This window comes from Thalassotalea euphylliae, assembly GCF_042682785.1.
GTDB lineage: Bacteria > Pseudomonadota > Gammaproteobacteria > Enterobacterales > Alteromonadaceae > Thalassotalea_F > Thalassotalea_F euphylliae.
In genome coordinates this window covers 250,482-274,730 of record NZ_JBHUIB010000012.1, presented here as the reverse complement: position 1 = coordinate 274,730, position 24,249 = coordinate 250,482, and the positions used below count along the sequence as shown (strand labels likewise).

Sequence of the window (24,249 nt, the reverse complement as noted above, 5' to 3'; positions counted from 1 at the left end):
TCGCTTATATGCAATAATGGTGGATTACTTTGGTTGCTCGGAACGGTTATGCAAAACATTGAGGTCAGAGGCGCTCGAACTCATAATCTTAAGAATATTAATCTCGAAATTCCCCGCGATAAGCTCATCGTTATCACTGGCTTATCTGGCTCTGGTAAATCTTCTCTCGCTTTCGATACATTGTACGCTGAGGGTCAGCGTCGTTATGTTGAATCGTTATCTGCGTATGCTCGTCAATTTTTGTCGTTAATGGAAAAACCTGACGTTGATCATATCGAAGGATTGTCTCCAGCCATTTCAATCGAACAAAAATCGACATCGCATAACCCGCGTTCAACAGTTGGTACCATCACTGAAATATACGATTACTTGCGTTTGCTGTATGCACGCGTTGGTGAGCCACGCTGTCCGACACACAAAGAGCCTCTAGCAGCGCAAACCGTGTCACAAATGGTCGACAAAGTGCTTTCGCTTGAAGAAGGTACCAAGGTTATGATTTTGGCCCCTGTGCTTCAAAACCGTAAAGGTGAGCATGTTAAGTTACTAGATAATTTAGCGGCCCAAGGCTACATTCGAGCACGCATTGATGGCGAAGTCTGCGACCTATCCGATCCACCGACACTAGAGTTACACAAAAAACACACCATTGAGGTTGTTGTTGACCGATTAAAAGTGCGCGATGACATTCAACTGCGTCTTTCGGAATCGTTTGAAACTGCGCTAGCGTTGACATCAGGCACCGCAAAAGTCGCCTTTATGGACGAACCAGACAAAGAAGAGCTGCTCTTTTCTGCAAACTTTGCCTGTCCAGTGTGTGGCTACAGCATGCAAGAACTTGAGCCTCGTTTGTTCTCGTTCAACAACCCAGCTGGTGCTTGTCAAACTTGTGATGGATTGGGCATTCAACAGTTCTTTGACCCTAACCGTGTTATCACCAATCCTGAACTGAGCCTTTCTGGTGGTGCTATTCGTGGTTGGGATAAGCGAAACTTCTATTATTTCCAAATGCTGCAAGCATTATCGGACCACTACAGCTTTACCGTTGAAACGCCGTTCAATGAGCTACCTGAAAATATTCAGAAAGTGGTACTTTATGGTAGTGGTAAAGAGGCTATTGAATTTAAGTATATGAACGACCGCGGTGATATTGTTGTTCGAAACCACCCATTCGAAGGTATTTTGAACAATATGCAGCGCCGTTATAAAGAGACGGAGTCTAACGCTGTCCGCGAAGAGCTGTCGAAATACTTAAACAATCAACCATGTCCTGATTGCGGTGGTTCCCGCTTGCGCTTGGAAGCGCGTAATGTATTTGTGAATGAAAAGCCACTGCATCAAATTGCAGAGCTATCTATTGCAGAAGCACTAGAGTTCTTTTCTTCTCTTGAGCTCACAGGACAAAAAGGCAAGATCGCTGAAAAGATTTTAAAGGAAATTAACGACCGCCTAGGCTTCTTGGTCAATGTTGGCTTGAATTACCTTAATTTGTCACGAAGCGCCGACACCTTGTCTGGTGGTGAAGCGCAACGTATTCGACTAGCCAGCCAAATTGGTGCAGGTCTAGTGGGCGTTATGTATGTACTTGATGAACCGTCTATCGGTCTGCATCAACGCGATAACGAACGCTTACTTAGCACCCTCACCCATTTGCGTGACTTAGGTAATACCGTTATCGTTGTAGAACATGATGAAGATGCGATTCGTGAAGCCGATCACATTATTGATATCGGCCCAGGTGCTGGTGTTCATGGCGGTGACATCATTGCGTCAGGTACAATGGACGACATCTTAAAAAGTGAAGACTCACTTACCGGAAAATACCTTTCTGGAAGAGAGGCCATTGAAGTACCCGCTAAGCGCACCAAGTTTGACAAGAAGCAATTGGTCGAGCTAAAAGGCGCAAGTGGCAACAACCTTAAAGATGTTGACTTGACTATTCCTGTCGGACTGATGACCTGTATTACGGGTGTATCAGGCTCGGGCAAATCGACGCTGATTAACGATACCTTATTTAAGATTTCACACATCGAACTCAATGGCGCAACGACACAAGAGCCTGCACCATACAAATCAATTACGGGATTAGACCAACTCGATAAAGTGATTGATATTGATCAAAGCCCAATTGGCAGGACCCCTCGTTCTAACCCTGCGACTTATACCGGGATTTTTACTGCTGTTCGCGATATTTTCGCAGGCACACAAGAAGCACGTTCTCGAGGTTACAAGCCAGGTCGTTTTAGCTTTAACGTCAAAGGCGGTCGCTGTGAAGCTTGTCAGGGTGACGGTGTTATTAAAGTAGAAATGCATTTCTTGCCTGATGTTTATGTACCGTGTGACGAATGTAAAGGTAAGCGCTATAACCGCGAAACACTGGAAGTAAAATACAAAGGCAAAAACATCCATGAAGTGCTTGATATGACCATTGAAGATGCGCTCGAGTTCTTCCACGCCATTCCTGCCGTTAAACGTAAGCTGCAAACGCTGATGGATGTAGGCTTGAGTTACATCACGCTAGGTCAGTCAGCAACTACGCTTTCTGGTGGTGAAGCACAACGTGTTAAATTAGCGAAAGAGCTTTCTAAACGTGATACAGGCAAAACACTGTATATCCTAGATGAGCCAACGACAGGCTTACACTTCCATGACATTAAGCAACTACTGCAAGTGATTCATCGTCTGCGTGATCATGGCAACACCATTGTTGTCATTGAGCATAATTTAGATGTGATCAAGACCGCGGACTGGATTGTTGATTTAGGCCCAGAAGGTGGCTCTGGTGGTGGCGAAATATTAGTGACAGGTACACCTGAAAGTGTCGCTGAACACAAGCAATCGCACACTGCACGCTTCTTGAAGCCATTACTGGGAAAATAAGATAAATTTCTAGTAGTAAAACGCACTTACAAATTATTATTAAGAGGCTAGCGCTAACGCGCTAGCCTCTTTGTTTTATATCCAGTAGGATGGATTCCATAACGATAACAAAGAGATATCAACATGGCATCGCGCTGGCAAAACTACTTAATTTACCTACTTGCTTTTAGCAGTGGCTTTTCAATTATGGGCGTCGAATTACTCGGTGGCCGCATCTTAGCACCGTTTTTTGGCAGTAGCGTTCATATTTGGGGCAGTATCATCACTGTCTTTATGTTGAGCCTATCTATTGGGTATTTGTACGGTGGCAAGCTATCGACAAAAAACGCCAGCCTAAAACGATACGGCTCACTGTTTATCATTGCAGGTGTTCTAGTGATGCCTATTGCCTTTTTCGCTAACCCTATAATGGAAGCGATTTTTCTAGCGATTGAAGATACACGTTATGGCTCTCTGGTGGCAGCCAGTGCATTGTTTTTAATCCCTACCATTTTCCTTGGCATGATTTCGCCCTATTCGGTTCGACTACTTGTCACCACCAAAGAGGAAAGCGGCCAAGTCGCTGGCGTACTCTATTTCGTTAGTACGCTGGGATCAGCACTAGGTACCATCATCACCTCTTTCTATTTGGTACTTTACTTTGAAGTGAACAACATTATTACTACGTTCAGCCTATTGCTGGTTTGCCTCGGTATCGTCGCTATTGTTTGTGGACGAGAGCAAACCAGCGAAGAAACTAAAGCCATGAATACTTCAAATGCAAAGGAATGCACGAATGAGTAAACAAACTTCAGCCACTATTTTTTTGATTCTCATAACACTTCTAGTTAGCACTGCTAGCCAAGCTAAAGTTATCCATCAAGAACGTTCTTTATATCGCAATATTTTGGTCGAAGATTCAGGCAATTTACGCTGCTTAAAATTTAATGTTCGTAGCAAGAAGTCTAACCAAAGCTGCTTTTTAAAGTCGGAGCCAGAAAGGCTTGTATTCAACTACACCAAGTTGATGTTCTCAGGCATGATAGTCAACCCTAATCCTGAAAGAATACTCATCATTGGTTTGGGTGGTGGCACGATGTCTAACACCTTGCATCAGCTGCTACCCAATGCAACCATTGAAAATGTTGAAATTGACCCTGCGGTTATAGATGTTGCAAGAAAGTATTTTAGCTTTTTTGAAAATGATCATGTCACCAGTGTAGTGAAAGATGGCCGAATCTATATCAAGCGTGCGCTCTTGAAAAAGCAAACCTATGACTGGATTATTTTAGATGCATTCAACGGCGACTATATTCCCGAACATCTTCTTACTAAAGAATTTTTAACAGAAGCGAAAGGCTTATTATCAGACAATGGCGTACTAACAGCGAACACCTTTTCGATTAGTGATTTGTATAACTATGAGTCTGCCACTTATCACGATGTGTTTGGTGACTTTTATAGTGTTCATAATCGAAAAAACGAAAACCGCATCATATTAGTCACGCCAAATGGACTGCCTTCGTTAGACAGCTTAAAGCCTAATTTGGGGCCGCTTCATGACAGATTGAGGCAGTACGGGGTAAATATTTTGGACGTGTATGAGAGTTTTTCGTCAGAGCAAGACTGGCCAGCAGATACCAAGGTGCTAACCGATCAGTTTTCACCTGCGAATTTGCTTAACTTGTAAATACTGCGCCAACTAACCACGTAAATAGGTCATCATGAAAAACTACTTAAGATTAATGAACGTGCTCTGGTTAGCCATATTTTGCTTTTGGCCATACGCGTGGATTTCCAAACTTTTTACCGATGATATGGCTGCCACTAGCCAAGGTATAGAGTGGTTATTTTTTCAATACTTTGGCTGGTCAGGTGCGGCCTATCCCCTCTTTTTTGCCGCTACTATTTACCTGCAATATCGGTATAAAAAAAGCGAGGTAAGCAATGCTCGCCTCGCTTTGGTTAGTTTAATACCAATGTTAAGCTCAATGCCTTATTTAATTATTGGCGGCCTAATTGGCTATATCATCGCAATGACTTAAAAAGCCTTCGTAGATATTGCACCGGCTCAACCTTTAAATACCGGCGTTTTGTTTAACTTGGTTGAAGTGCTCAAGCACCTCTTCTAACTCGTGCGCTATCATTTCACGCGCTTTTTCATTACCCGCTTCCGTTTTCGCAATCACAGCCATAGTGGCCGGATGCACAAGCATGTCCTTTGCGTGGTAACAGACAGCCGCTTTAATTTTCGGTAATTTACCATCTGCATGATAGTCTTTCTCTATCACGTCAAGCGAACTGTTTAGCATGGTGTCTGTCGCTGCGATAGCCGCATTAATATATTCTGTGCAAACGGGTTGCTTAGCAACGAATGCTGGCAATAGCTTAGTTGACAGTTTAGTGAGCATAGCACTGTCCTTAGCTAATTCTGACATCGACGCTGACTGCACCGAAGCATTGATTTTTTGAGCTAAGTTCTGATATTTATCCCACATTGCAGACTCATTGTGGTCTTTGTGTGCATGCGCTGCAACTTGGCCTGATAATGCAATAAGCAAAGATGCCATCGTTAACTTAAATTTCATAAATTTTTCCTGCAAATGTAAAAATAGCGTCGTGACTAACGCAACACAATGAATGAATGTTAATGATAATTAATTGCATTTGCAAGTTAAGAATATAGCAATGACTTATTAGCTCACGCACTACTAATTTTTGAACGAAGTTATAACGCTATTTTTTAAGGCTTAACTTGTTTCCATCAGGTTTCGGTTTTTTTAACACTTTATTGTCAATGCGGTACGTATTTGAAGACGGCTGAGGCTTGCGGTTTTTACCGTCAACCTGCTCACTACGGCCGGTTGATTTGCGCGAACTAGAACCTTTAGATCGTGGCTCGCTCTCATTGTCCTTGCGAAAGCGAGAATCGCTTTTATCTATGTCACGTTTTTTATGCGTTTCGTTGGTTTGCTTATCTGACAGCTTGTTACCGCCTTTATTCGCGCTTGACGCTTTATTATTAACTGCACCGACTTTAGGCGAATTGGGTTTAATGTGACGTTGCTCGACTTCAGCTTTCGCTGATGTTTTGCGAGATCCTTTAACAGCAGTGTTGATTTCCGCAAGCTCTTGCTCCGTTAAATTACGCCACTGGCCAACTTTTAAGCCCGTAAGGTCGATATTCATAATACGAACACGTTTAAGCTTCTTCACCTCATAACCCAAGTATTCACACATTCGACGAATTTGGCGATTAAGCCCTTGAGTAAGAATAATTTTGAAAACAAATTTACTGATAATTTCAACGCGACAAGGTTCAGTAATAGTGCCTAATATAGGAACGCCACGCGTCATTCGTTGAACAAAGCGCTCGCTTAATGGCTTATCCACAGTAACGATATATTCTTTATCGTGTGCGTTTTCAGCACGAAGGATTTTGTTAACGATGTCGCCATCACTGGTAAGAAAAATCAAACCTTCAGAGGGTTTATCGAGGCGACCAATAGGGAAAATACGCTCTTTGTGGCCAATAGCGTCAATGATGTTACCTTTAACATGACGCTCTGTTGTACATGTGATACCAATAGGTTTGTGGTAAGCGATGTAGATACGATCAGATTTATTATCGGGACTAGCCGCTACAAATTTACCATCAACAGCCACTTTGTCACCTGGCATCACTTTAGTGCCCAGTTCTGGTACGTTGCCATTAATCGTGACGCGTTGTTGTTCTATAAGTTTGTCAGCCTCGCGGCGAGAACAAAAACCTGACTCACTAATAAATTTATTAAGGCGCTTGCCAGCCGACTCTGTCAAAGGAACACTCCGATAATTGCTACCTGCATATAATACCTTATTTCGATTTGTTTCTCGGCTTTTCACGAAAATTTAGACATTTAGCCAAAATGTCGGTATTTTTTGTAACCCAATGTGTAAAACGGAATTGCTATTGAATGATGTTGTTAGAGTCAGGTGTTCGCCGTACTGCTCTTTTTGTTGCGGCTATGAGTACGGTTGTAGCACCACAATTATCTGCTGAAGAGCGTGTTTATCGCTATCACTCAAAACAAGGTACATTGTCTTTTTCAGACATAGAGCCAATCGACACCTATTACGAAGAAGTAAAGTTCGGTTGCTATGCTTGTGGCGTTTATTCAGAAATTGATTGGCTGGAAACTAAGCTATATCCGGATACGTTTGCCGATGAAATAGAATTTGCCGCTGATTTATATGAGGTCGACTCAAGTCTTGTACGCGCCATTATTCATGCAGAAAGTCATTTCCGCGTTAAAGCCATTTCGAAACAAGGTGCCCAAGGCCTGATGCAATTAATGCCCGCTACAGCAAGAGAGTTGGGCGTTCACGACCCCTTTACCCCTCAGCAAAATATCCAAGGTGGTGTGAAGCATTTAGCCAAGCTCATGAAAAAATATAACGGCAATGTACGTATGGCATCGGCGGCTTATAATGCAGGCGAAGGTTCTGTCAGAAAGTACGGCGGTATCCCACCGTTCCCTGAAACCAAGGTCTATATAGAGCGCGTTGAAATTTTACATAAACGTTATAAAAAGCTGCTAAAGACTTAGCAGCTTTTTGCATTATCAGTGACACTCTAAAAATAGCCTAGATACTACCTTGCTTTATTGAACGCGTTAACCGCGGGCGGAATAGCCGCGATAAATGTAAACAAATACACCACACCCAAAATGGGCAGCATATCGGCTGATACAATAGTTGTATCTAGTGATACCCCATAGTGCGTCAAAATATAATCCTGTGCTAGCACCAAAGTTCCATACAAAGCAGACGCCCCCAATGCGGTGCTCACGATAGTTATCAGCATCGCTTCTAATTCAATAAACCAAAACAGAAATAAAGGTGATGCGCCAATAGCACGTAACAGATGAATTTCTTGATAACGCTCTCTTATTGAGGTGAGCAACATAGCACTTAGCCCTAGCAATGCGGAAATAAAGACAAGCACAGATATCAGACGCAACGCGTTTTCCATAACTGCCATAGACTGCCAAAGCTCTGATAGCGCAACCCCGGGTAAAATAGCCATCAACGGTTCAGATTTAGCGTTGTTGATACGGCGCTGAATTTGAAAAACCGCCATTTTAGACTTTAGCCCAACCATAAAAGCAGTAATGGACTTAGGCTGAATATTTGCCAGCTGTTCAAGTTGGATATGACGTTTCTTATCACCTTCAGGCGCAAGCTTTAAATTTGCATAATGAAGTGCTTCTAGCCCTTGTAAGCTGACATGTAGGCTTTGGTCAACCGGCGTACCTGTTGGCTTTAGAATACCGACCACGGTAAACGGGTTTTCATCATGATGAGTAAAGCTTGTTGCACCAACCCCATGTGATAAAACCAATTTGTCGCCAAGTTGGTAATTCAGCGCTTTGGCTACTTCATAACCTAATACTACGTCGAAAACTTGCTTGAATGCTTGTCCGTGTTCGAAGCCTAATGGCTGCTTTTGGCCATAGTGATAATGGGTAAAGTAGTCACTATTAGTGCCAATAACGCGATAGCCTTTATGAGAATCTCCTAGAGAAATAGGTATCGTCCAAGCCACTTTTCTGTCGTTTTGAATATCTTGATATGACTGCCAACTGATGTTGTTAGTAGGAGCCCCCATACGAAAAATACTGTAAAGCAGTAGGTTAATGTTTCCCGTTCTAGCCCCTACAACTAAGTCAACGCCAGATACGGTATTGCTGAAGCTGTTCTTTGCTTGTTCTCGGACATGTTCAACGCCAAGCATCACAAAAATACTGACCGCCATCGCCAGCATAGTCAGTAGCACAGACCCCTTACGATTCATTAAACTTTTTCTAGCTACTCGAACAAACATTAGGCACGTTCTCCCACTAGATTAATGGCAGACAACTCAACCGTGCGATCAAAATATTGGCTCAACGACATATCGTGACTAACAAAAATAACGGTTGTTTTACTGTCTTCACACAGGGACAGCAATATGCTGATAAATCGTTCTCGATTGTTTGCATCAAGCGATGAAGTTGGCTCATCAGCTATTAACAACTTTGGACGATTGATAAGCGCGCGTGCAATGGCTATACGTTGTTGTTGTCCAATACTTAACGAAGAAACTGGCTTTACACGGTCGGCATCGGAAATATTTAACTTATCAAGCAATTCATGACTGCGTTTAATTACGTTCGAATCCGATGATTTTTTTGAAAAGTGGCTCGCTAATCGAATATTGTCTATTGCATCAAGATAGGCGATTAAGTTGAATTGTTGGAACACATAACCAATGTTTTCAGCGCGAAATTTATCTCGTTTTCGACCACTGAGCTTTTCTAAATGCTCGCCATCAATAATCACCTCACCGCTTGTTGGCACCCTCATCCCACTAAGTATGTTCAATAGCGTCGATTTCCCCGTCCCAGACGGTCCATGCAGAAACACGCGTTCGTTCGGCTCGACCTGCCACTCATCAATGGCTAACACGGGTGAATCATCACCCTTCGAATAAGAAAACTGTAAATGCTTTAACTGTACAAACATGTATAACCAAACCAAGAGCTGATATCAGATACTAGCGATATACGACTAGTAACATGATAAAAATCATAAATATCATGCACAAACTGCTCTCCCCACCTGAAATAAAATGGCGATGAGAAATAATTATTTGAGCTGACTATCAAAGTGATACAATATAACACAGCGTATTTGACAAAGAAGTAGGAAAAGCCGTGTTCACTAAATGGTGCAGTATTTTTCTCATTTCGTTCTTAGTGATCGGCTGTGAACAAGCCAAGCAAGTAAACGAAGACACAACACCAACACAGACTATTGAATCTGATAAGACTCAACTAGTAGAAAAGACTGAGGGTGATGTTCACACTCAGGTATTTACGATTCCTGAAGGTGTTACTTTCAAAACTGTCGATTGGCCAGAATTGATGCCAGAGAAAGACTTGGAAGCGCTGATGAATCCACCCGATTACCTTGGTGGCATTGAAGACGGCTCCTTTGAAGATCAAATCGCCAGCCAAATTCAAAATGCCATTAATCCTGAACCTCAAGAAATGGATGATTACCAAAGAGCGTTGATATCAACCGATATCATTGAGGCAATGGACGGCGAACATATTCGCATTCCAGGCTTTGTCGTACCGCTTGAATTTAATGACAAACAAGTCGCTACCAGCTTCTTTTTAGTGCCATTTTTTGGAGCGTGCATTCACGCGCCACCACCACCACCAAACCAGATTATCTACGTAGAATATGAACCAGGGGTGGCAATAGCGTCAATTTACGATCCAGTTTGGGTGTCTGGTAAGCTCTCAACCCTGATGATGGAAAATGAGCTGGCTACAGCCGCATACTCAATGGAGTTGATTAAACTAGAGCTATTTGAAGACTTCTAAGCCAACTAGTTTACCTGCAGTGCCGATAGCAATTGGCTCTCCCAATTGCTATCAACCTCATCACAAATAATCTCAACACGGCTTTCAGCACACTCGTCCAGTTCAATCTCCGTTAAGCCATCTGCTGTAGCATTGTATCCAAAGATGCCTTGTTCTGTGATGAATACCCCTTTAACTCGCTCAACAGCTAGATTTGCCAGCAAGTACACTAGCTTCTCTCTGTTGAAAATGCGATCTGGGGAAAAACGCCAACCGACACTTTTAAACCCTTCACCACTGTTTACTGCAGATAAAAATCCAGTTTCAGGGATGTTCATTTGGTTGATATCAGGTTTATCTTCGCCATGATGATGGTGGTGATGGTGATGCGCAGAACTTACCTTGCGACTGTTACCTAACAACCATTCAATAGACAGCGTCCCAAACTGCGCATAATGAAGCTGCTCAGGCGTAAAGCCTTTAGTTTCTATAAACGCAGACAGTGATTGTTTATCCTGCTCGGTGTACAAATCGACTTTATTCGCGACAATAATATCTGCTATCGCTAGCTGCTGATTAAAGGTTGCGTGCTCGGTGTAGCGACTGTCATTTAAGTTTCTGGCATCAACCAAAGTCACTGTTTTCTGAATATTGAGAACGTCTTTGTAGTAATCATTTGACAATAACTGCAACACTTCTATTGGATGCCCCAATCCAGTCGGTTCGATGAATAAACGATCGGGCCGAGCTTGTGTCAACAATTGGTTAAGCGCAATTTGCATGGGTAAGCCAGAGGCACAACACATGCAACCACCGGGCACTTCCTCGACAAATATTCCAGTACCTTGCTTGTGCTTACCTTCGACTAAGTTACCGTCAACACCAATTTCACCAAACTCATTAACCAATACAGCCCAACGCTCATTATCAGGTTTGCTCTTTAGTAAGTGTAAAATCGCTGACGTTTTGCCCGCACCTAAAAATCCGGTAATAATATTGGTGGGAACAGCCAATATTTTTTCTTTTTTATTCATCAAGTTGCCTTTTGGGTAGCTGATTTTTTTGGCAGGTTTATATGCACTTTACTCAAGTGACCAACTACCCTATTAATTAGAACGCCCCCTTTGCCACATCAATCCGTTTTTGTTTCAAGCAAAAAGGTATGTCGCTAGAGGTTTAGTGGTTAAAAAGCAATGGCTTGGCGACACCTGCCACTTCAATAATATTACTGCCGTCAAAGACTTGCTGACCGTTCACCCATGTACCAAGTACTTTCGATGAGAAACTGTGCCCATCAAATGGAGTCCAGCCGCAATGATAGCGGGTATTACTATGCGATGACGGTGTTTGCTGATTGGTGTCAACAAGCACTAGATCTGCGTAGTAACCTTCACGAATATAGCCACGCTCTTTGATCTTATAACGAATAGCAGGGTTATGAGAGACTTTCTCTACCACCTGTGGGAAGGTCATGCGTCCAAAAGACACATGGTCAAGTAGTGTCAATAGCGCACTCTCTACCAATGGAAGGCCCGCTGGTGCCTGCATGAAATCAACCTGTTTTTCTTCCCACGTGTGTGGCGCATGATCAGTCGCAATAATATCAATAACGTTGTTATGTAGTGCACGAATCAATGCATCTCTATCACTGCTCTTTTTGATAGCTGGATTACATTTGATCAAATTACCTTTCTGAGCATAATCTTGATCACTAAACCATAAATGATGAACACATGCTTCAGCAGTAATATGCTTATTTTCGATGGGTCCAGCAGTGAACAAGCTTAATTCTTTTTCGGTGGTAATGTGCAGTACATGCAATTGGCTGCCGTATTTCTTCGCTAGATTTACGGCGTACGATGAAGAGGCATAACAAGCATTATCATCACGCAATATAGGATGGTCATGAATCGTTGGTACCTGCCCTCGCTCAGTGTATTTAGCCAAGTTTTCAGCAATAACAGGGCTACTTTCACAATGCGTCACAATTAGCGTCGGCGACTCCTGGAAAATAGCGTCCAATGCTTGAGGATGTTCAACGAGCAGATCACCTGTTGAAGCACCCATAAATACTTTAACGCCGCAATGCTTGTTTGGGTCTAATTGCTTTATCTGGTCTAAGTTATCTTCGGTTGCACCGAGGTAAAACGCAAAGTTACCGATGGAGGACTGCTCGGCAATATCATATTTGCTTTGCAATGCTTCAATCGTTGTTGTCGAAGGGTTCACATTAGGCATTTCCATGAAGCTGGTAATTCCACCCGCTGCGGCTGCTCGTGATTCAGTGCGAATAGAGCCTTTGTGGGTTAAGCCAGGCTCGCGAAAGTGAACTTGGTCATCAATCATGCCCGGTAATAAATATTTACCACTGGCATCTATCACTTCATCACTGTCTGTTGCGGTAATCGCAGAAGCAATTTTTTCAATGCGCTCGCCAACAATGCGAACATCTACTTCAGAGACTTTACCCTCGTTGACAACTAAGGCGTTTTTAAATAGCACGTGTTTCATCTAATTTCCTGCTAAACCGTTAGGCGCTTGCTCAAGCGCAAAGTGGACAAATACAATTAAATTCGATTTGAGGGGACACAAGCCGAAAACCCGCTTGTGTGATATTTTTATTGAGTTCAACAAACTTTGCTTTTTTTAACGCGACTTCCTCAACGCGCTGACATTTCTGACAAACGAGAAATTGCGACAACTCATGCTCACTATCACAAGTAATGTGCGAACATGCGACAAATTTGTTGGCAATATTTAGACGATGTATTAAGTCCATACTCTCCAAAAAATCGAGAATACGGTATGCCGACATAGGACGTAATTGCTCATCAAAGCGCTTTTCGAAACGCTCTATCATTTCATATGCAGAAAGCGCTTTGTTACTCTCCAACATCACAGATAGAACAGCCTTACGTTTATTGGTCAAACGCGCATTTCGCTTTTCACATTTTTCAGCGGCCAACGCTAAGCGCCCTGATACATCATCCATGTTGTTACCTTAGGTTTAGCATTGAATTCGTAGGTGTCAGTGTGGCAGCACCTTGTTTTTGCTCCGTGACCCACATCGCTGATATTTTTTCTAGGCCTTTAAAGGTCTCAAAAAGTGTTAATGAAGCACCACTAACCTTTTCTATGGCATGACAATGAAAGTCATAGCTCACATTAATCTCTGCATGAGCACCATGATGCTCGTCATGCTCATGATGAACATGTTCTTGATGATGCTTTTCTTTTTCACCATGAGCATGGTGGTGATGTTCATGCGCATGGGCGTTACCATGGTCGTGCTTATGGGTCTGCTTCTCAGGTTTGGGAGCCAAGCCTTGTGCGTTAACAGTCACACTCTCCAGTTGGCAGTCTCCATCACTGAATTGAACCACATTTTCAGCAAAGCTTAGCTGCTCTTTAGCATGCATGTAAGCTGCAATTTCTTCGGGTGTTGATGCTTGATGTTCAAACCCAACGATACTTTCTGCCGGTGAAAGAATCTCTATTTGGATATGTTCACCTTCGATGGCGAGCATAAGCTCAGCTAAACCATGCACATGTGCGCTTTGTTCTTGCGCGGCAACGTCAGCAGAAACAGGTGTCGTTAACGTCAAGAGCAACAAGCTTCGCGTAAAAAAAGTATTCGATATCATTTAATTGATAAAATCCAAAGTAATCAATAATCGTTGTTCACCAGCTAATAACGTCGGCGAACGATGAACAAGGCCGGCACGTTCATTTTTATACCAACCTTCGCCTTTCAATAATGCCACATCCCCAGTATTAAGTTGTTGAACGATGGAGCCTGGCAACATAATGCCCGAATGGTCATCCGACAACCCTTTACTGCCTGCACCAAGCTTAGTCCGAACAACACTGTTATGTTGTAACCATTCTGTGGATGGTCCGTGCAATGTACTAACTAGCCGACAGGGTACATTATCAACATGGAATTTGGGGCACATGGGTTTATCCAGTGCAATAAATCGCAAACCTGCTCTTTTCAGGTCAAACAACGTACAAAACATATCAACTAAGGTCGTGACATGTTGTCCTAATGCATGAGATGAATCAGCTGCCTCGGTTGACTCAAGAACCTGCTCATAGACGTCGTCAGGCGTTACAGAAAGCACAGATTTGAATGCTGGCTTTTGACTCAGTAATTCAACAGCTGATCGCTTTACATCTTCAGCTAGATTCATTTCCCATATGGCAAGATTAATGTCTTCTTTGTATATATCGGTTAAGACGGTGGGTTGCTCTGAACTGCTGCTAGTACGATGTAGCATGGCGTCGACATCATGCTTATCAGCTAAAATATCAATACTCATTGGCATACTCTCTGGCATTCAACACATAACAAGTGTTATTTTATAGTGATGCCAATATGTTACATTATAACAATTTAATTTTAAATAGAGCGGCATCGTTCAACACTTTCTAATAATCGTCATATTGGTCGGATAATCTATCCATGCGCAGGCTAAACTTAATCAATTCATGATAAGTACTAAGCTATATAGTGACTTTCTGACAAAACCTTCAGGAATTAAAAGACAAATAACCTATCAAACCGTTAAACAGTAAATAATTTGCGGTTTTGGTAGGTAACGGAAATTAGTAGAGAGCAATTTACATGTTAACAAGAAGACAGTTTGTTATCGGTGCAGGCACATTAGCTTTTGCCGGCCTTTCAAACAGTGTACTCGGTAAAGTAGGCGGTAAACTCATAGCGAAAACAGCGCCGGGTTATGGGCCACTCATACCTGATGCCGATAAAATACTAGACTTACCCAAAGGTTTCTCTTATCGCATCATTTCACAGTTAGGTGACAAAATGTCAGATGGCATGCATGTGCCAGATAGGGCTGACGGAATGGGATGCCTTCCCTTACCAAACAATAAAGTCGCGTTAATTAGAAACCACGAACTTCATCCAAAGCACTTGGATAAACAACCAGATACGATTCAAGCACACAAAACACTAAAGACTTACGACACATACAAAAGCGGCGTTGCTCTGCCAGGTGGCACATCAACAATTGTTTATGACATGACAACACATACAGTTGATAAAGAGTTTTTAAGTTTAGTTGGCACGATAAGAAACTGTGCAGGCGGTGTCACGCCTTGGGGCAGTTGGTTAACTTGTGAAGAGTCCGTTGACAAACCTGATGGTGATATCAGTAAAGAGCATGGCTATATCTTCGAGATACCAGCAACAGCAACGACGTTAGTTGACCCCAAACCATTAAAAGCGATGGGCCGATTTAATCATGAAGCGGCAGCTGTAGACCCCAAAACAGGTATTGTTTATCTCACCGAAGATCGCGGTGATAGCTTATTCTATCGTTTCGTGCCCAAAGTTTATGGTGAGTTAGACAAAGGCGGCCAACTACAAGCGTTGGTGATAAAGGCGAAACAAGGCTTCGATTCAAGAAACTGGAACAACCAAGAAATGCCATTAAATGCATGGTTTGATGCTGTGTGGATTGATTTAGATAACCCGGAAAGCCCTGAAGACGATCTGCGCCTTCGTGGTTTTGAAAAAGGTGCCGCACTTTTTGCGCGTGGAGAGGGTATACATTGGGGTGACAACGAGCTCTACTTCTGTTGTACAAATGGTGGGAGAAAGCAATTGGGCCAAATCATGCGTTATCAGCCACAAGGTGATGGCGTCGAAGCAGGCCGAATTCAATTGTTCTTAGAGAGTGTTGACGAGAGCCTTTACAACTTTGGCGATAACTTGACCGTGACCCCTCAAAACCACTTATTGGTTTGTGAAGATCAATACACTGATGTCGTTAGCAATCATTTGCGTGGTGTAACACCTGATGGAAAGCTCTACGACTTTGCCAAATTGCATGTTCAGACAGAGCCGGCTGGCGCTTGCTTCTCACCAGATGGCAGTACACTGTTCGTCAACCTCTATTCGCCTACTAAAACGCTAGCAATTACAGGCCCTTGGGAAAAGATAAATGCTTAAAAGCGGTTTCTTATTGCAGCGAATAAATCGCTAATCAAGTGTAGCAGTTAATGAAAGGTTATCTGCTACATGTATTTTTTCGTTTTGTTCGTCGCTTTCGCATTCGCGGGATCATCAGGCCAATAATGCTTGGGATAACGGCCTTTCATATCTTTTTGCACGTCTTTGTAGCTACCTTGCCAAAAGCCCGCCAGATCTGCAGTCATTTGAATAGGGCGTCCGGCTGGCGATAACATTTCTACGGTTAAACGTATGCCATTCCCCGTGTCACAGTCTCCCACTTGTGGTGATTGTGCAAGACCATAGAATTCTTGCATAGGTGCCGATACCACAGGCGACACCCGATCATCATATCGAATTGGACATTTACGTCCCGTTGGCCCAACAAAGCTTGTTGGTGCAAAGCGCTTGATGTCCTGCTGGACATCATAACTAAATATCGACAACAACATGGTTTGATAATCCAAGTTAAGTAACTGTTTCTTAGACGTCACGTCGCCAATAAAGGGTGTAAACCACTTATCGAGATGAGCCAACAACCAAGCCTCGTCGATAATAGGCAGTGCCATTTGAGGTTGAAAGTGGGCCAGCCAAATCAATCGTCGCTGTAATGCCTCTATATTTCCAGGCCACTGCAGCCAGTTAAGTCCCTTTTTCTGCAATTGTCGCCGCCACATATCAACAACTAAATCAGGCGCTATAACCGCCCAGGAAGGCGCTGATTTAATAACAATTTCCCCAAGTAACAGCTGTTTTTCAGAGATAATTTTATCTTTGCTCTCGTCGTAAAAGAGTCTATCTTGCTCGTTAGTATGCACAATATCGAGTGCTTCAAGCTGCGCTAAGTCAACAGGTGCTGCTAGCGATATCAATTGTTTCCCTGCCAATTGAATAGTTTGCGCGGCGACAAGGAATTCAGTTTCATTTAACCGATCTTGTTCATCAAGCACTAACCCTTTACCGTTAAATGCAATAAAACTACTGTTAGCACCACGCGTTTTTGCAATGCGTTCCGGGTAAGCAAGTGCCAAAAGCACGCCTGCATCATCACGACTAAATTCAGGACGCCAGTGATGTTTTAGTTGCTTCGCCAGTTGCCCGGCCTGCTGAACAATGCGCTTCGCTTTATTTTGGTGACTGGCTTTAGGCGAAATAAGCCAATCTAGCCTAGCACCAATGTCCGCATTTCCTCTCGCTGCATGTCCAGCAAATACATCCCGCTCTTCCAACATAGCTGCAAGTAAACAGGCGAGATTTAAGCCACCTGCAAGACCTTTGCTTTGCTCAAACCATTGCGCTTGCACAATCATATGGCCATAGCGCGGATGACAACTCAATAGGGAAACCTGCTCGCCATGCGACGTTAAGCGACGATGCGAATTTACCAAGTTAAGCTCAATGAGCTCCTGCCACGCTTGCTTTTCCTTTGCTGAATCAGGTAGTTCTATCATTGGCAACTGAGCAAGATCACTAACACCCCAGCGCGCAGCTTCAATAAGCACAGGTATTAGATCCGTTTGTTGGATATCACTTACCGCTTGTTCAGGGCGGCGGTCAAAATCTTCTTGGCTATACAAACGCACGCAGGTGCCTGGTGCCACACGCCCCGCTCGGCCTGCACGTTGAATGGCTGAGGCTTTCGAAATAGGCTTTTCTACCAACTGATTGGTCAGTTTATGGGCATCAAAGATCGCGACCTTCTCAACTCCACTATCAATCACTTGCGTAATACCTTCTATTGTCAAACTGGTTTCTGCGACATTTGTCGCCAGCACAAGCTTTCTTCCGTTATCACTTGGCTGAATCGCCTTTTGCTGCTCGTTTAGAGACAGTTCACCGTATAACGGGGCAAGCACCATATCATCTGGCAATTGTTGTTCTAGGTGTTCTGCTAAATATTTAATGTCTGCTACACCCGACAAAAAAACTAAGGTTGAACCAGCGTGGTTAATCGCAATGCTCTTCACTGCTTTAAGAAGCTGTTCACGCCAGAGACCACGCTTATCAATCGCTTGATAAGTAATAGAGACGTCAAAGCTACGCCCCTCGCTACTTAATTGATAAGCATCAGGCAAAAGCGCATCCAACTGAGCACCTGCCAAGGTCGCAGACATAAGCACCAAGCGTAAATCATCTCGCAACCCCTGCTGACAATCTCGCGCCAATGCAAACGCAATATCCGCTTGTATTGAGCGCTCATGAAACTCATCAAACAAAATCAAAGCACTTTGCGCTAGCTCTGGGTCGTTTTGCAGAATTTGAATCAGAATACCTTCGGTAATGACTTCGAGGCGTGTGTGCTTAGAGACTTTGGTTTCATTGCGTAATCGATAACCGATAGTCTCGCCGACAGACTCGCCAAGTTGACGTGCGAGGTAACATGCAATGTTTTTAGCGGCAACACGACGAGGCTGAAGCAAGTATATTGTTTGCTCAGCAAACTCGGTATCCAATAGCCAAAGCGGTAATATGGTTGATTTTCCTGCACCAGGCGGAGCCGTTAATACTATTGTGGAATGACTGCCCAACGCGGATAGAAAAGAGGACTTTAGTTGTTCAATAGGAAACGCGCTCAATACCTTCACTCTCAGTTGATTTATTCTGCGATTAAAGCCGAATATGACATCTCGTTTTTTGGATAAAAAGTGAAAATTTTCAAAAACTTTACCCAATCAAAAGCACTGTTATACTGAACTAGTGCGCCGAGGTTTACGTTATTGTAACGAGTCCTATTTTGTTAAGGAAGAATATGAGCATACAGGCATCTGCAACGATTAAAAAAGTTCCAGCTTGGTTGAGCTTTTTTGCGATGTTCTGGCTATTTATTTTAGCCCTTACACCTATGTTCACCGCTCTTGCTGCTGACTCTTCATTTCCTGAGTTCTCAAGCCAAACTAAGGCGGCTTCTCCATTAAAAGCCGACGACCTTCAACAAATGGCAACCGAACTAAAGTACCTTGATGAGGTACTCACGTCATCAGTGCTCAGTTTTGCGTTTTCTGGCGATGAAAAATGGCTTGTCCGTTACAACGAGCATGAGCCATTGTTAAGTCAGTTGCTCGCGACACTCATGAAACAAGCTTCCCCGCAAGACAAAGAACGTATTTCTCTGATTAACACAGCCAATAACCAGCTGGTGACTATTGAATCGGACGCTATTGCCAAAGTTAAATCAGGCCAAAAACAAGCAGCTCTTGCGCTGATAAATGATGAACAATATAGACAGTTCAAACAAGCCTATATGGATGCCTGCCTTGCTTATATCGACGTTATTCAACAAAGAGAGGCAAAAGCGTCACTTGACCGAAAACTCGACTACAATGGCGATGCACTAGTGTTGACCGATGAAGAACAACAGTGGGTCAAAAATAATATTGTCAACGTTGGCGTAGAGCATTTTCCTCCGTTCCTTTTTCTTAAGCCTGATGGCGGCATTGGTGGTTTATCCGGCGCAATTTTAGCCGAAATTTCTACATTAACCGGCCTGCAATACGAGGTTACTTTTGGCCCTTGGAGCCAACTATTAGCACAATTTGAAGAGGGCAGTGTTGATCTGTTGCCGGATGTTTATTACCAAGAGGATAGACTTCAATATGGTAGTTTTTCTGTGCCCTACTATGTCATCCAAGAAATGATTTTCGTGCTTGGTGAAAACGTGCACCTTAACGAGCCCGACGATTTAGCAACAGGCACGATTGCCGTTCCTAAGGCATACAGCAGTATTGATTTGTTGAAAGGCATGTACCCTGACATTTCTATCATAGAAACGGAAAATACAGATGAATCAATTAATGCTGTACTGGAAGGTCGAGCAGACGCTTTAGTTGATGCACAACTTGTCGTTGAAGACAGATTAAGGTCATCGAATATCAACACACTTCGCGTCATTGAAAACAAGATCCTCCCCTCGTCTTCGATACACATCTTCACGACTAACAGGGAACCGATACTTCAATCCATTATCCAAAAAGCCTTGGAAAAAATTGAAATAAAAAAAGTTATCGATAGGGATAGAGAGCTCCTGGATGCAAGCGGTGTGTCTGATATCAATATCACACCCATTGCAACGGACACGCAAACCTATTACTGGGCTGCTGGTGCAGTCATTATTTTACTGATTGTTAGCGCTTCAATCAGTGCGTTAGTATTACGAAACGATGAGCAGGCACTTGTTGCTAAATTCTCCTCACCGCGATTCAAGCGAAGCGTTATTGGCTCGCTATTACTTATCGCCCTCATTATGTTTGTCATCGCAGCGTTAGTGCTGAAGAAAGCAGAGCAAACCATTAATGACAACCTGTCATACAACTTAAATACCTTGCTCAATTCGACACACAATCGGTTAAACAGCTGGATTCAGAATGAGTTTGTTGACCTGAATGTACTGAGTCAAAATACCGAACTAGTTAACTTGGTTGAGCAGCTGTTGGTCATTCCTCCTTCTAAAGAAGCATTATTAACGACCCCTGCTCAAGCACAAATCAGACAGTTTTTTGCCGCACGAGCCAATGAATTTGGCAGTGAGGGCTTTTTTATCATCAGCCCAGAGATGATAAGTCTGGCATCAAAACGTGATGAAAATGTCGGCACCATAAATTTTATCCATCAAGAGAAGCCTGAACTACTTGCTTCCGTGTTATCAGGAAAAAGCGCTTTTATTCCACCCATTCGTTCAGATGTCCAACTGACAGACCAAAGCAACAACAGCAAAAAGCTGCCACCAACCATGTTTATTGCTGCGCCCATTTTTAATGCTGGTGGCAAAGTCATCGCGGTTATAACACGAAGAATTGACCCAAGCGATGAGTTCTCCGCCATATTTTCCGCCGGCTTTATCGGTAAGAGTGGCGAAACTTATGCCTTCAGTAATGAAGGTCTATTACTCTCGAAAGTGAGGTTTGAAAATCAACTAAAGAGTGTCGGGCTTGTAGCAGAAGATGAGACTGCCCTACTGAATATTCGAATCGCAAATCCCGGAAAAAATATTCTTTCAGAGTCATTTACACCTGAGGAAGTGGCTTCTTGGCCATTGACAGAGATGGCGCAAAGCGCAACTGGTGGTTTTTCAAACGCTAACTTTGAAGGCTACAACGATTATCGTGGCCTTTCGGTCGTAGGTACTTGGCTATGGGACGATGCACTGCAGCTTGGTATTGCCGCAGAAATGGACCACAAAGAGTCATTTGAGTTATTGCAAATATTCAAATACACAATAATTGGCATGCTAGCTTTTTCACTTGTGGTCATTTTCGGTGGTACGTTATTTACGCTTTCAATGGGTACCAAAGCGACACGCTCACTAAGCCGATCACACAACGAATTAGAAAGTATTGTGGCTAGCCGCACAGCCGAACTTCAACATACCATGAAACGCATTAGTACAATTATTGACAATGCTTCTGACGGCATTGTTGTGATAAACGCCAGCGGCACTGTAGAAGAGTTCAGCCCATCGGCAGAAAATATGTTTGGTTATCAGCGCGATGAGATCTTAGGTAAAGACATCACGCTTATCATGGAAAAGCCATTCCATCATGCGGCTTCGCAAGAACTCAGTACTGGCACTCAGTTTGTTATCGAGCAAAAAGGCAAGCGTAAAGATGGCTCAGAATTTGATATTGGTATCGCTGTCGGTGACGCACGCTTAGACAATCTGCACATTTTTACAGGGATGGTAAGAGATATTACGCTCAAAAAAGAGCAAGAGTTAGCGTTGGAAAAAGCAAAAACATCCGCAGAGGAAGCAACGCAGGCTAAAAGTGATTTCTTAGCCAATATGAGCCATGAAATCAGAACACCGATGAACGCTATTATCGGTATGAGTTATTTGGCACTTCAAACGCGCTTGGACGAGAAGCAAATTGACTACGTTAATAAAATTCACAGCTCTGCCAACTCACTGCTCGGTATCATTAACGATATCCTCGATTTTTCAAAAATTGAAGCAGGTAAACTTACGCTTGAGCAAGCCCCCTTTAATCTGCAAGAAACGCTTGAACATCTTGTTCAAATTATCTCTTTCAAAAGCCAGCAAAAAGGCTTAGAGCTGCTGATTGACTTGGCCAATGACGTGCCGCTAGGACTTAAAGGCGACTCATTACGTCTGGCTCAGATCCTGATAAACCTCGCTAACAACGCAATAAAATTTACTGATGAAGGTTCAATCATCATAAAAATACGCGCAAACACGCAAAGCGACACTCATGCTCAACTCCAATTTTCTGTAACCGATACAGGTATTGGTATGAACGAAGAGCAACTTGGCCGACTCTTTCAATCTTTCAGTCAGGCTGATGCTTCCACCACACGAAAATATGGAGGCACAGGGCTTGGTTTAACAATCAGTAAATCGCTTGCAGAAATGATGGGCGGAGAAATTTGGGTTGAAAGTGAACCAAACAAAGGCAGCACCTTTAGTTTTACCGCTAACTTTACGATAGCGAAAGACGCTGTCATTACAGAGTCTTCCGCTCCTGATCTTAAGCACCTACGTATACTGATTGTCGATGACAGCGAAGCGGCTCGTGAGATTTTAGTCAATATAGCCAACAGTTTGGAGATCAGCACAACCTGCGTGAGCAATGCGAAAGCGGCAATTACAGAGCTCGAAGAGAGCAGTGCGCGCAATAAAACCATTGATGTGATGCTGTGTGATTGGCAAATGCCTGGCATTGATGGGCTGGATTTAGCAGGCATGATTCGCACTAGCAATAACCTAAGCATTCAACCCAAAATTATCATGATAACCGCCTACGACAAAGATGAAATGGTAGATGCTGCACAGGGTATCGATATTAACGGCTTCCTCACCAAACCATTGAACGCCTCTAGTCTCGTTGATGCCTTGATGAATGCACTTGGCACTGCACGAAAAAGTAAAAGCCTAAAAACTCTAGGAAAAATTAACGTTAGCCCCACAGAGAAAATTCAGGGCGCTCACGTATTACTGGTTGAAGACAATGAAATCAACCAGCAAATTGCGGTTGAACTGCTGCAGATGGCGAAACTTCACGTTGACGTTGCAGATAATGGCCAAATAGCCGTCGATAAGTTGAAAACCAAGAGTTACGATGCCGTGTTGATGGATATTCAGATGCCCGTCATGGACGGCTACCAAGCAACTCAAGCGATCAGAAATGAACTTGATATGCAGGACTTACCTATTCTTGCTATGACCGCCAATGCAATGGCAGGCGATAGAGAGAAGTGTTTAGCCGCTGGTATGAATGACCATTTGACGAAGCCTATTGACCCTAATGAAGTCTACGAACGACTTGCGCATTGGATAAAGCCCGACGTAAACAGAGTGGTGTTTAACGCCCAAAGTCAACCTTCTCAAGAAGTGAAACAGCCAATACCTGACATTGAAGGCTTAGATACAAAAAATGCACTGCTTAGGATGGGCGGCAATACTGAACTCTTTATCAAATTGCTTGATAAATTCACGAAAACACAGGCCAACGCTGTCGATGAAATCAAGCACGCTATTGACAAAAATCAATGTAAAGATGCAGAACGCATAGCGCATACTCTCAAAGGTGTTGCCGCTAATATTGGCGCCACCAAACTCGCCGCTGCGGCCAAAGAGGTAGAGCATGCATTAAGCTTGGAAAATACCGATATTGCCGCGTTGTTAAAGCAAACGTCGACAGAACTGGCGCAAACGATTACCAATATCAATGCGGCAAGTGTTGAGAACACAGCAGCAGAGACTTCCTGTCATCAGGCTTCTGCAGAAGAAATAGCGACCCAATTACAGCAATTATTCGAAGAAATAGAAGACTTTGATGCCAATGCTCAAGAAACATGGCGAACACTGTCTTCGGGCTTAGGCAGCTCAGTTGACGATAGTTTGAAAGCAAAGATTAAAGACGCTTTAGATAACTACGACTTCGACCAAGCAGAACAGCTACTACAAAACATTAGCGCGAACATTAGCTGACAGCTCTGATAAGTGAGACAAAAATCTGTCATATCAATGTAAAAAAATTGTCACCACAACGTCAGAATCCCCCCCTAGCG

At 43.2% G+C, this 24,249-nt stretch carries 18 protein-coding genes; 8 read left to right on the top strand and 10 right to left on the bottom strand.

What is annotated here, in order from left to right:
• Positions 1 to 48 precede the first annotated feature (48 nt).
• The 4 genes from uvrA to ACFSJY_RS15715 all read left to right on the top strand — a co-directional run bounded on the left by uvrA (position 49) and on the right by ACFSJY_RS15715 (position 4,901).
• Positions 49 to 2,877, top strand: coding sequence for an excinuclease ABC subunit UvrA (uvrA, locus tag ACFSJY_RS15730; RefSeq protein ID WP_386036360.1), 2,829 nt, complete (start codon positions 49 to 51; stop codon positions 2,875 to 2,877).
• Positions 2,878 to 3,000: 123 nt separating this feature from the next.
• The gene (locus ACFSJY_RS15725; RefSeq protein WP_386036356.1) at positions 3,001 to 3,660 is read left to right on the top strand and encodes a fused MFS/spermidine synthase; all 660 of its coding nucleotides are present in this window, start codon (positions 3,001 to 3,003) and stop codon (positions 3,658 to 3,660) included.
• Positions 3,653 to 4,546, top strand: a complete 894-nt coding sequence (locus ACFSJY_RS15720) for a spermidine synthase (RefSeq protein ID WP_386036353.1) — start codon at positions 3,653 to 3,655, stop codon at positions 4,544 to 4,546. The genes ACFSJY_RS15725 and ACFSJY_RS15720 overlap by 8 nt, the downstream gene beginning before the upstream one ends.
• Before the next feature lie 34 nt (positions 4,547 to 4,580).
• On the top strand, positions 4,581 to 4,901 hold the full coding sequence (locus tag ACFSJY_RS15715) for a hypothetical protein (protein ID WP_386036350.1): 321 nt from the start codon (positions 4,581 to 4,583) through the stop codon (positions 4,899 to 4,901).
• A gap of 33 nt (positions 4,902 to 4,934) precedes the next feature.
• Here the strand turns inward: ACFSJY_RS15715 and ACFSJY_RS15710 are convergent, their stop codons facing one another.
• Together ACFSJY_RS15710 and rluF are read right to left on the bottom strand one after the other, a co-directional pair.
• Positions 4,935 to 5,444 (bottom strand): hypothetical protein, encoded by a 510-nt coding sequence (locus tag ACFSJY_RS15710; RefSeq protein ID WP_386036347.1) that lies wholly within the window; start codon positions 5,442 to 5,444, stop codon positions 4,935 to 4,937.
• 148 nt (positions 5,445 to 5,592) lie between these two features.
• Positions 5,593 to 6,639 carry a 23S rRNA pseudouridine(2604) synthase RluF gene (gene rluF / locus ACFSJY_RS15705; protein ID WP_386038421.1) on the bottom strand — a complete coding sequence of 349 codons (1,047 nt, stop codon included), beginning with the start codon at positions 6,637 to 6,639 and terminating at the stop codon, positions 5,593 to 5,595.
• Positions 6,640 to 6,812: 173 nt separating this feature from the next.
• On the opposite strand from rluF, the gene ACFSJY_RS15700 reads away from it, so the two are divergent.
• Positions 6,813 to 7,445, top strand: a complete 633-nt coding sequence (locus tag ACFSJY_RS15700; protein WP_386036344.1) for a lytic transglycosylase domain-containing protein — start codon at positions 6,813 to 6,815, stop codon at positions 7,443 to 7,445.
• Positions 7,446 to 7,489: 44 nt separating this feature from the next.
• Here the strand turns inward: ACFSJY_RS15700 and ACFSJY_RS15695 are convergent, their stop codons facing one another.
• Both ACFSJY_RS15695 and ACFSJY_RS15690 read right to left on the bottom strand, forming a co-directional pair.
• On the bottom strand, positions 7,490 to 8,692 hold the full coding sequence (locus ACFSJY_RS15695; RefSeq protein ID WP_386036341.1) for an ABC transporter permease: 1,203 nt from the start codon (positions 8,690 to 8,692) through the stop codon (positions 7,490 to 7,492).
• Between the two features lie 29 nt (positions 8,693 to 8,721).
• Positions 8,722 to 9,402, bottom strand: a complete 681-nt coding sequence (locus ACFSJY_RS15690) for an ABC transporter ATP-binding protein (RefSeq protein ID WP_386036338.1) — start codon at positions 9,400 to 9,402, stop codon at positions 8,722 to 8,724.
• Between the two features lie 191 nt (positions 9,403 to 9,593).
• Here ACFSJY_RS15690 and ACFSJY_RS15685 point away from each other — a divergent pair, with 191 nt between their 5' ends.
• The gene (locus ACFSJY_RS15685) at positions 9,594 to 10,271 is read left to right on the top strand and encodes a DUF3299 domain-containing protein (protein WP_386036335.1); all 678 of its coding nucleotides are present in this window, start codon (positions 9,594 to 9,596) and stop codon (positions 10,269 to 10,271) included.
• A gap of 5 nt (positions 10,272 to 10,276) precedes the next feature.
• Here the strand turns inward: ACFSJY_RS15685 and ACFSJY_RS15680 are convergent, their stop codons facing one another.
• From ACFSJY_RS15680 to ACFSJY_RS15660, 5 genes are all read right to left on the bottom strand, one after another.
• On the bottom strand, positions 10,277 to 11,284 hold the full coding sequence (locus tag ACFSJY_RS15680; protein WP_386036332.1) for a CobW family GTP-binding protein: 1,008 nt from the start codon (positions 11,282 to 11,284) through the stop codon (positions 10,277 to 10,279).
• A gap of 142 nt (positions 11,285 to 11,426) precedes the next feature.
• Positions 11,427 to 12,761, bottom strand: coding sequence for a dihydroorotase (locus ACFSJY_RS15675; RefSeq protein ID WP_386036329.1), 1,335 nt, complete (start codon positions 12,759 to 12,761; stop codon positions 11,427 to 11,429).
• 31 nt (positions 12,762 to 12,792) lie between these two features.
• A complete protein-coding gene (locus ACFSJY_RS15670) occupies positions 12,793 to 13,242 on the bottom strand; it encodes a Fur family transcriptional regulator (protein WP_386036326.1) in 450 nt (149 codons plus the stop codon).
• 4 nt (positions 13,243 to 13,246) lie between these two features.
• Positions 13,247 to 13,894, bottom strand: coding sequence for a ZrgA family zinc uptake protein (locus tag ACFSJY_RS15665; protein WP_386036323.1), 648 nt, complete (start codon positions 13,892 to 13,894; stop codon positions 13,247 to 13,249).
• Positions 13,895 to 14,572: a DUF1826 domain-containing protein gene (locus ACFSJY_RS15660; protein WP_386036320.1), complete on the bottom strand. Its 678-nt coding sequence runs from the start codon at positions 14,570 to 14,572 to the stop codon at positions 13,895 to 13,897.
• A 305-nt stretch (positions 14,573 to 14,877) separates the two neighbouring features.
• On the opposite strand from ACFSJY_RS15660, the gene ACFSJY_RS15655 reads away from it, so the two are divergent.
• On the top strand, positions 14,878 to 16,227 hold the full coding sequence (locus tag ACFSJY_RS15655) for an alkaline phosphatase PhoX (protein ID WP_386036317.1): 1,350 nt from the start codon (positions 14,878 to 14,880) through the stop codon (positions 16,225 to 16,227).
• A gap of 65 nt (positions 16,228 to 16,292) precedes the next feature.
• Here ACFSJY_RS15655 and hrpB read toward each other — a convergent pair whose 3' ends face one another.
• The gene (gene hrpB, locus ACFSJY_RS15650; RefSeq protein WP_386038418.1) at positions 16,293 to 18,812 is read right to left on the bottom strand and encodes an ATP-dependent helicase HrpB; all 2,520 of its coding nucleotides are present in this window, start codon (positions 18,810 to 18,812) and stop codon (positions 16,293 to 16,295) included.
• Between the two features lie 164 nt (positions 18,813 to 18,976).
• Here hrpB and ACFSJY_RS15645 point away from each other — a divergent pair, with 164 nt between their 5' ends.
• The gene (locus ACFSJY_RS15645) at positions 18,977 to 24,169 is read left to right on the top strand and encodes a response regulator (protein WP_386036314.1); all 5,193 of its coding nucleotides are present in this window, start codon (positions 18,977 to 18,979) and stop codon (positions 24,167 to 24,169) included.
• Positions 24,170 to 24,249: the final 80 nt, after the last annotated feature.

What these genes read in the sequence shown, in the direction of transcription:
- ACFSJY_RS15660 (WP_386036320.1), bottom strand. Translation starts at nt 14,572, where the DNA reads ATGAGTATTGATATTTTAGCTGATAAGCATGATGTCGACGCCATGCTA.
- ACFSJY_RS15710 (WP_386036347.1), bottom strand. Translation starts at nt 5,444, where the DNA reads ATGAAATTTAAGTTAACGATGGCATCTTTGCTTATTGCATTATCAGGC.
- ACFSJY_RS15645 (WP_386036314.1), top strand. Translation starts at nt 18,977, where the DNA reads ATGAGCATACAGGCATCTGCAACGATTAAAAAAGTTCCAGCTTGGTTG.
- uvrA (WP_386036360.1), top strand. Translation starts at nt 49, where the DNA reads ATGCAAAACATTGAGGTCAGAGGCGCTCGAACTCATAATCTTAAGAAT.
- ACFSJY_RS15700 (WP_386036344.1), top strand. Translation starts at nt 6,813, where the DNA reads ATGATGTTGTTAGAGTCAGGTGTTCGCCGTACTGCTCTTTTTGTTGCG.
- ACFSJY_RS15725 (WP_386036356.1), top strand. Translation starts at nt 3,001, where the DNA reads ATGGCATCGCGCTGGCAAAACTACTTAATTTACCTACTTGCTTTTAGC.
- ACFSJY_RS15695 (WP_386036341.1), bottom strand. Translation starts at nt 8,692, where the DNA reads ATGAATCGTAAGGGGTCTGTGCTACTGACTATGCTGGCGATGGCGGTC.
- ACFSJY_RS15690 (WP_386036338.1), bottom strand. Translation starts at nt 9,402, where the DNA reads ATGTTTGTACAGTTAAAGCATTTACAGTTTTCTTATTCGAAGGGTGAT.
- ACFSJY_RS15665 (WP_386036323.1), bottom strand. Translation starts at nt 13,894, where the DNA reads ATGATATCGAATACTTTTTTTACGCGAAGCTTGTTGCTCTTGACGTTA.
- ACFSJY_RS15675 (WP_386036329.1), bottom strand. Translation starts at nt 12,761, where the DNA reads ATGAAACACGTGCTATTTAAAAACGCCTTAGTTGTCAACGAGGGTAAA.
- ACFSJY_RS15670 (WP_386036326.1), bottom strand. Translation starts at nt 13,242, where the DNA reads ATGGATGATGTATCAGGGCGCTTAGCGTTGGCCGCTGAAAAATGTGAA.
- ACFSJY_RS15655 (WP_386036317.1), top strand. Translation starts at nt 14,878, where the DNA reads ATGTTAACAAGAAGACAGTTTGTTATCGGTGCAGGCACATTAGCTTTT.
- ACFSJY_RS15720 (WP_386036353.1), top strand. Translation starts at nt 3,653, where the DNA reads ATGAGTAAACAAACTTCAGCCACTATTTTTTTGATTCTCATAACACTT.
- ACFSJY_RS15680 (WP_386036332.1), bottom strand. Translation starts at nt 11,284, where the DNA reads ATGAATAAAAAAGAAAAAATATTGGCTGTTCCCACCAATATTATTACC.
- ACFSJY_RS15715 (WP_386036350.1), top strand. Translation starts at nt 4,581, where the DNA reads ATGAAAAACTACTTAAGATTAATGAACGTGCTCTGGTTAGCCATATTT.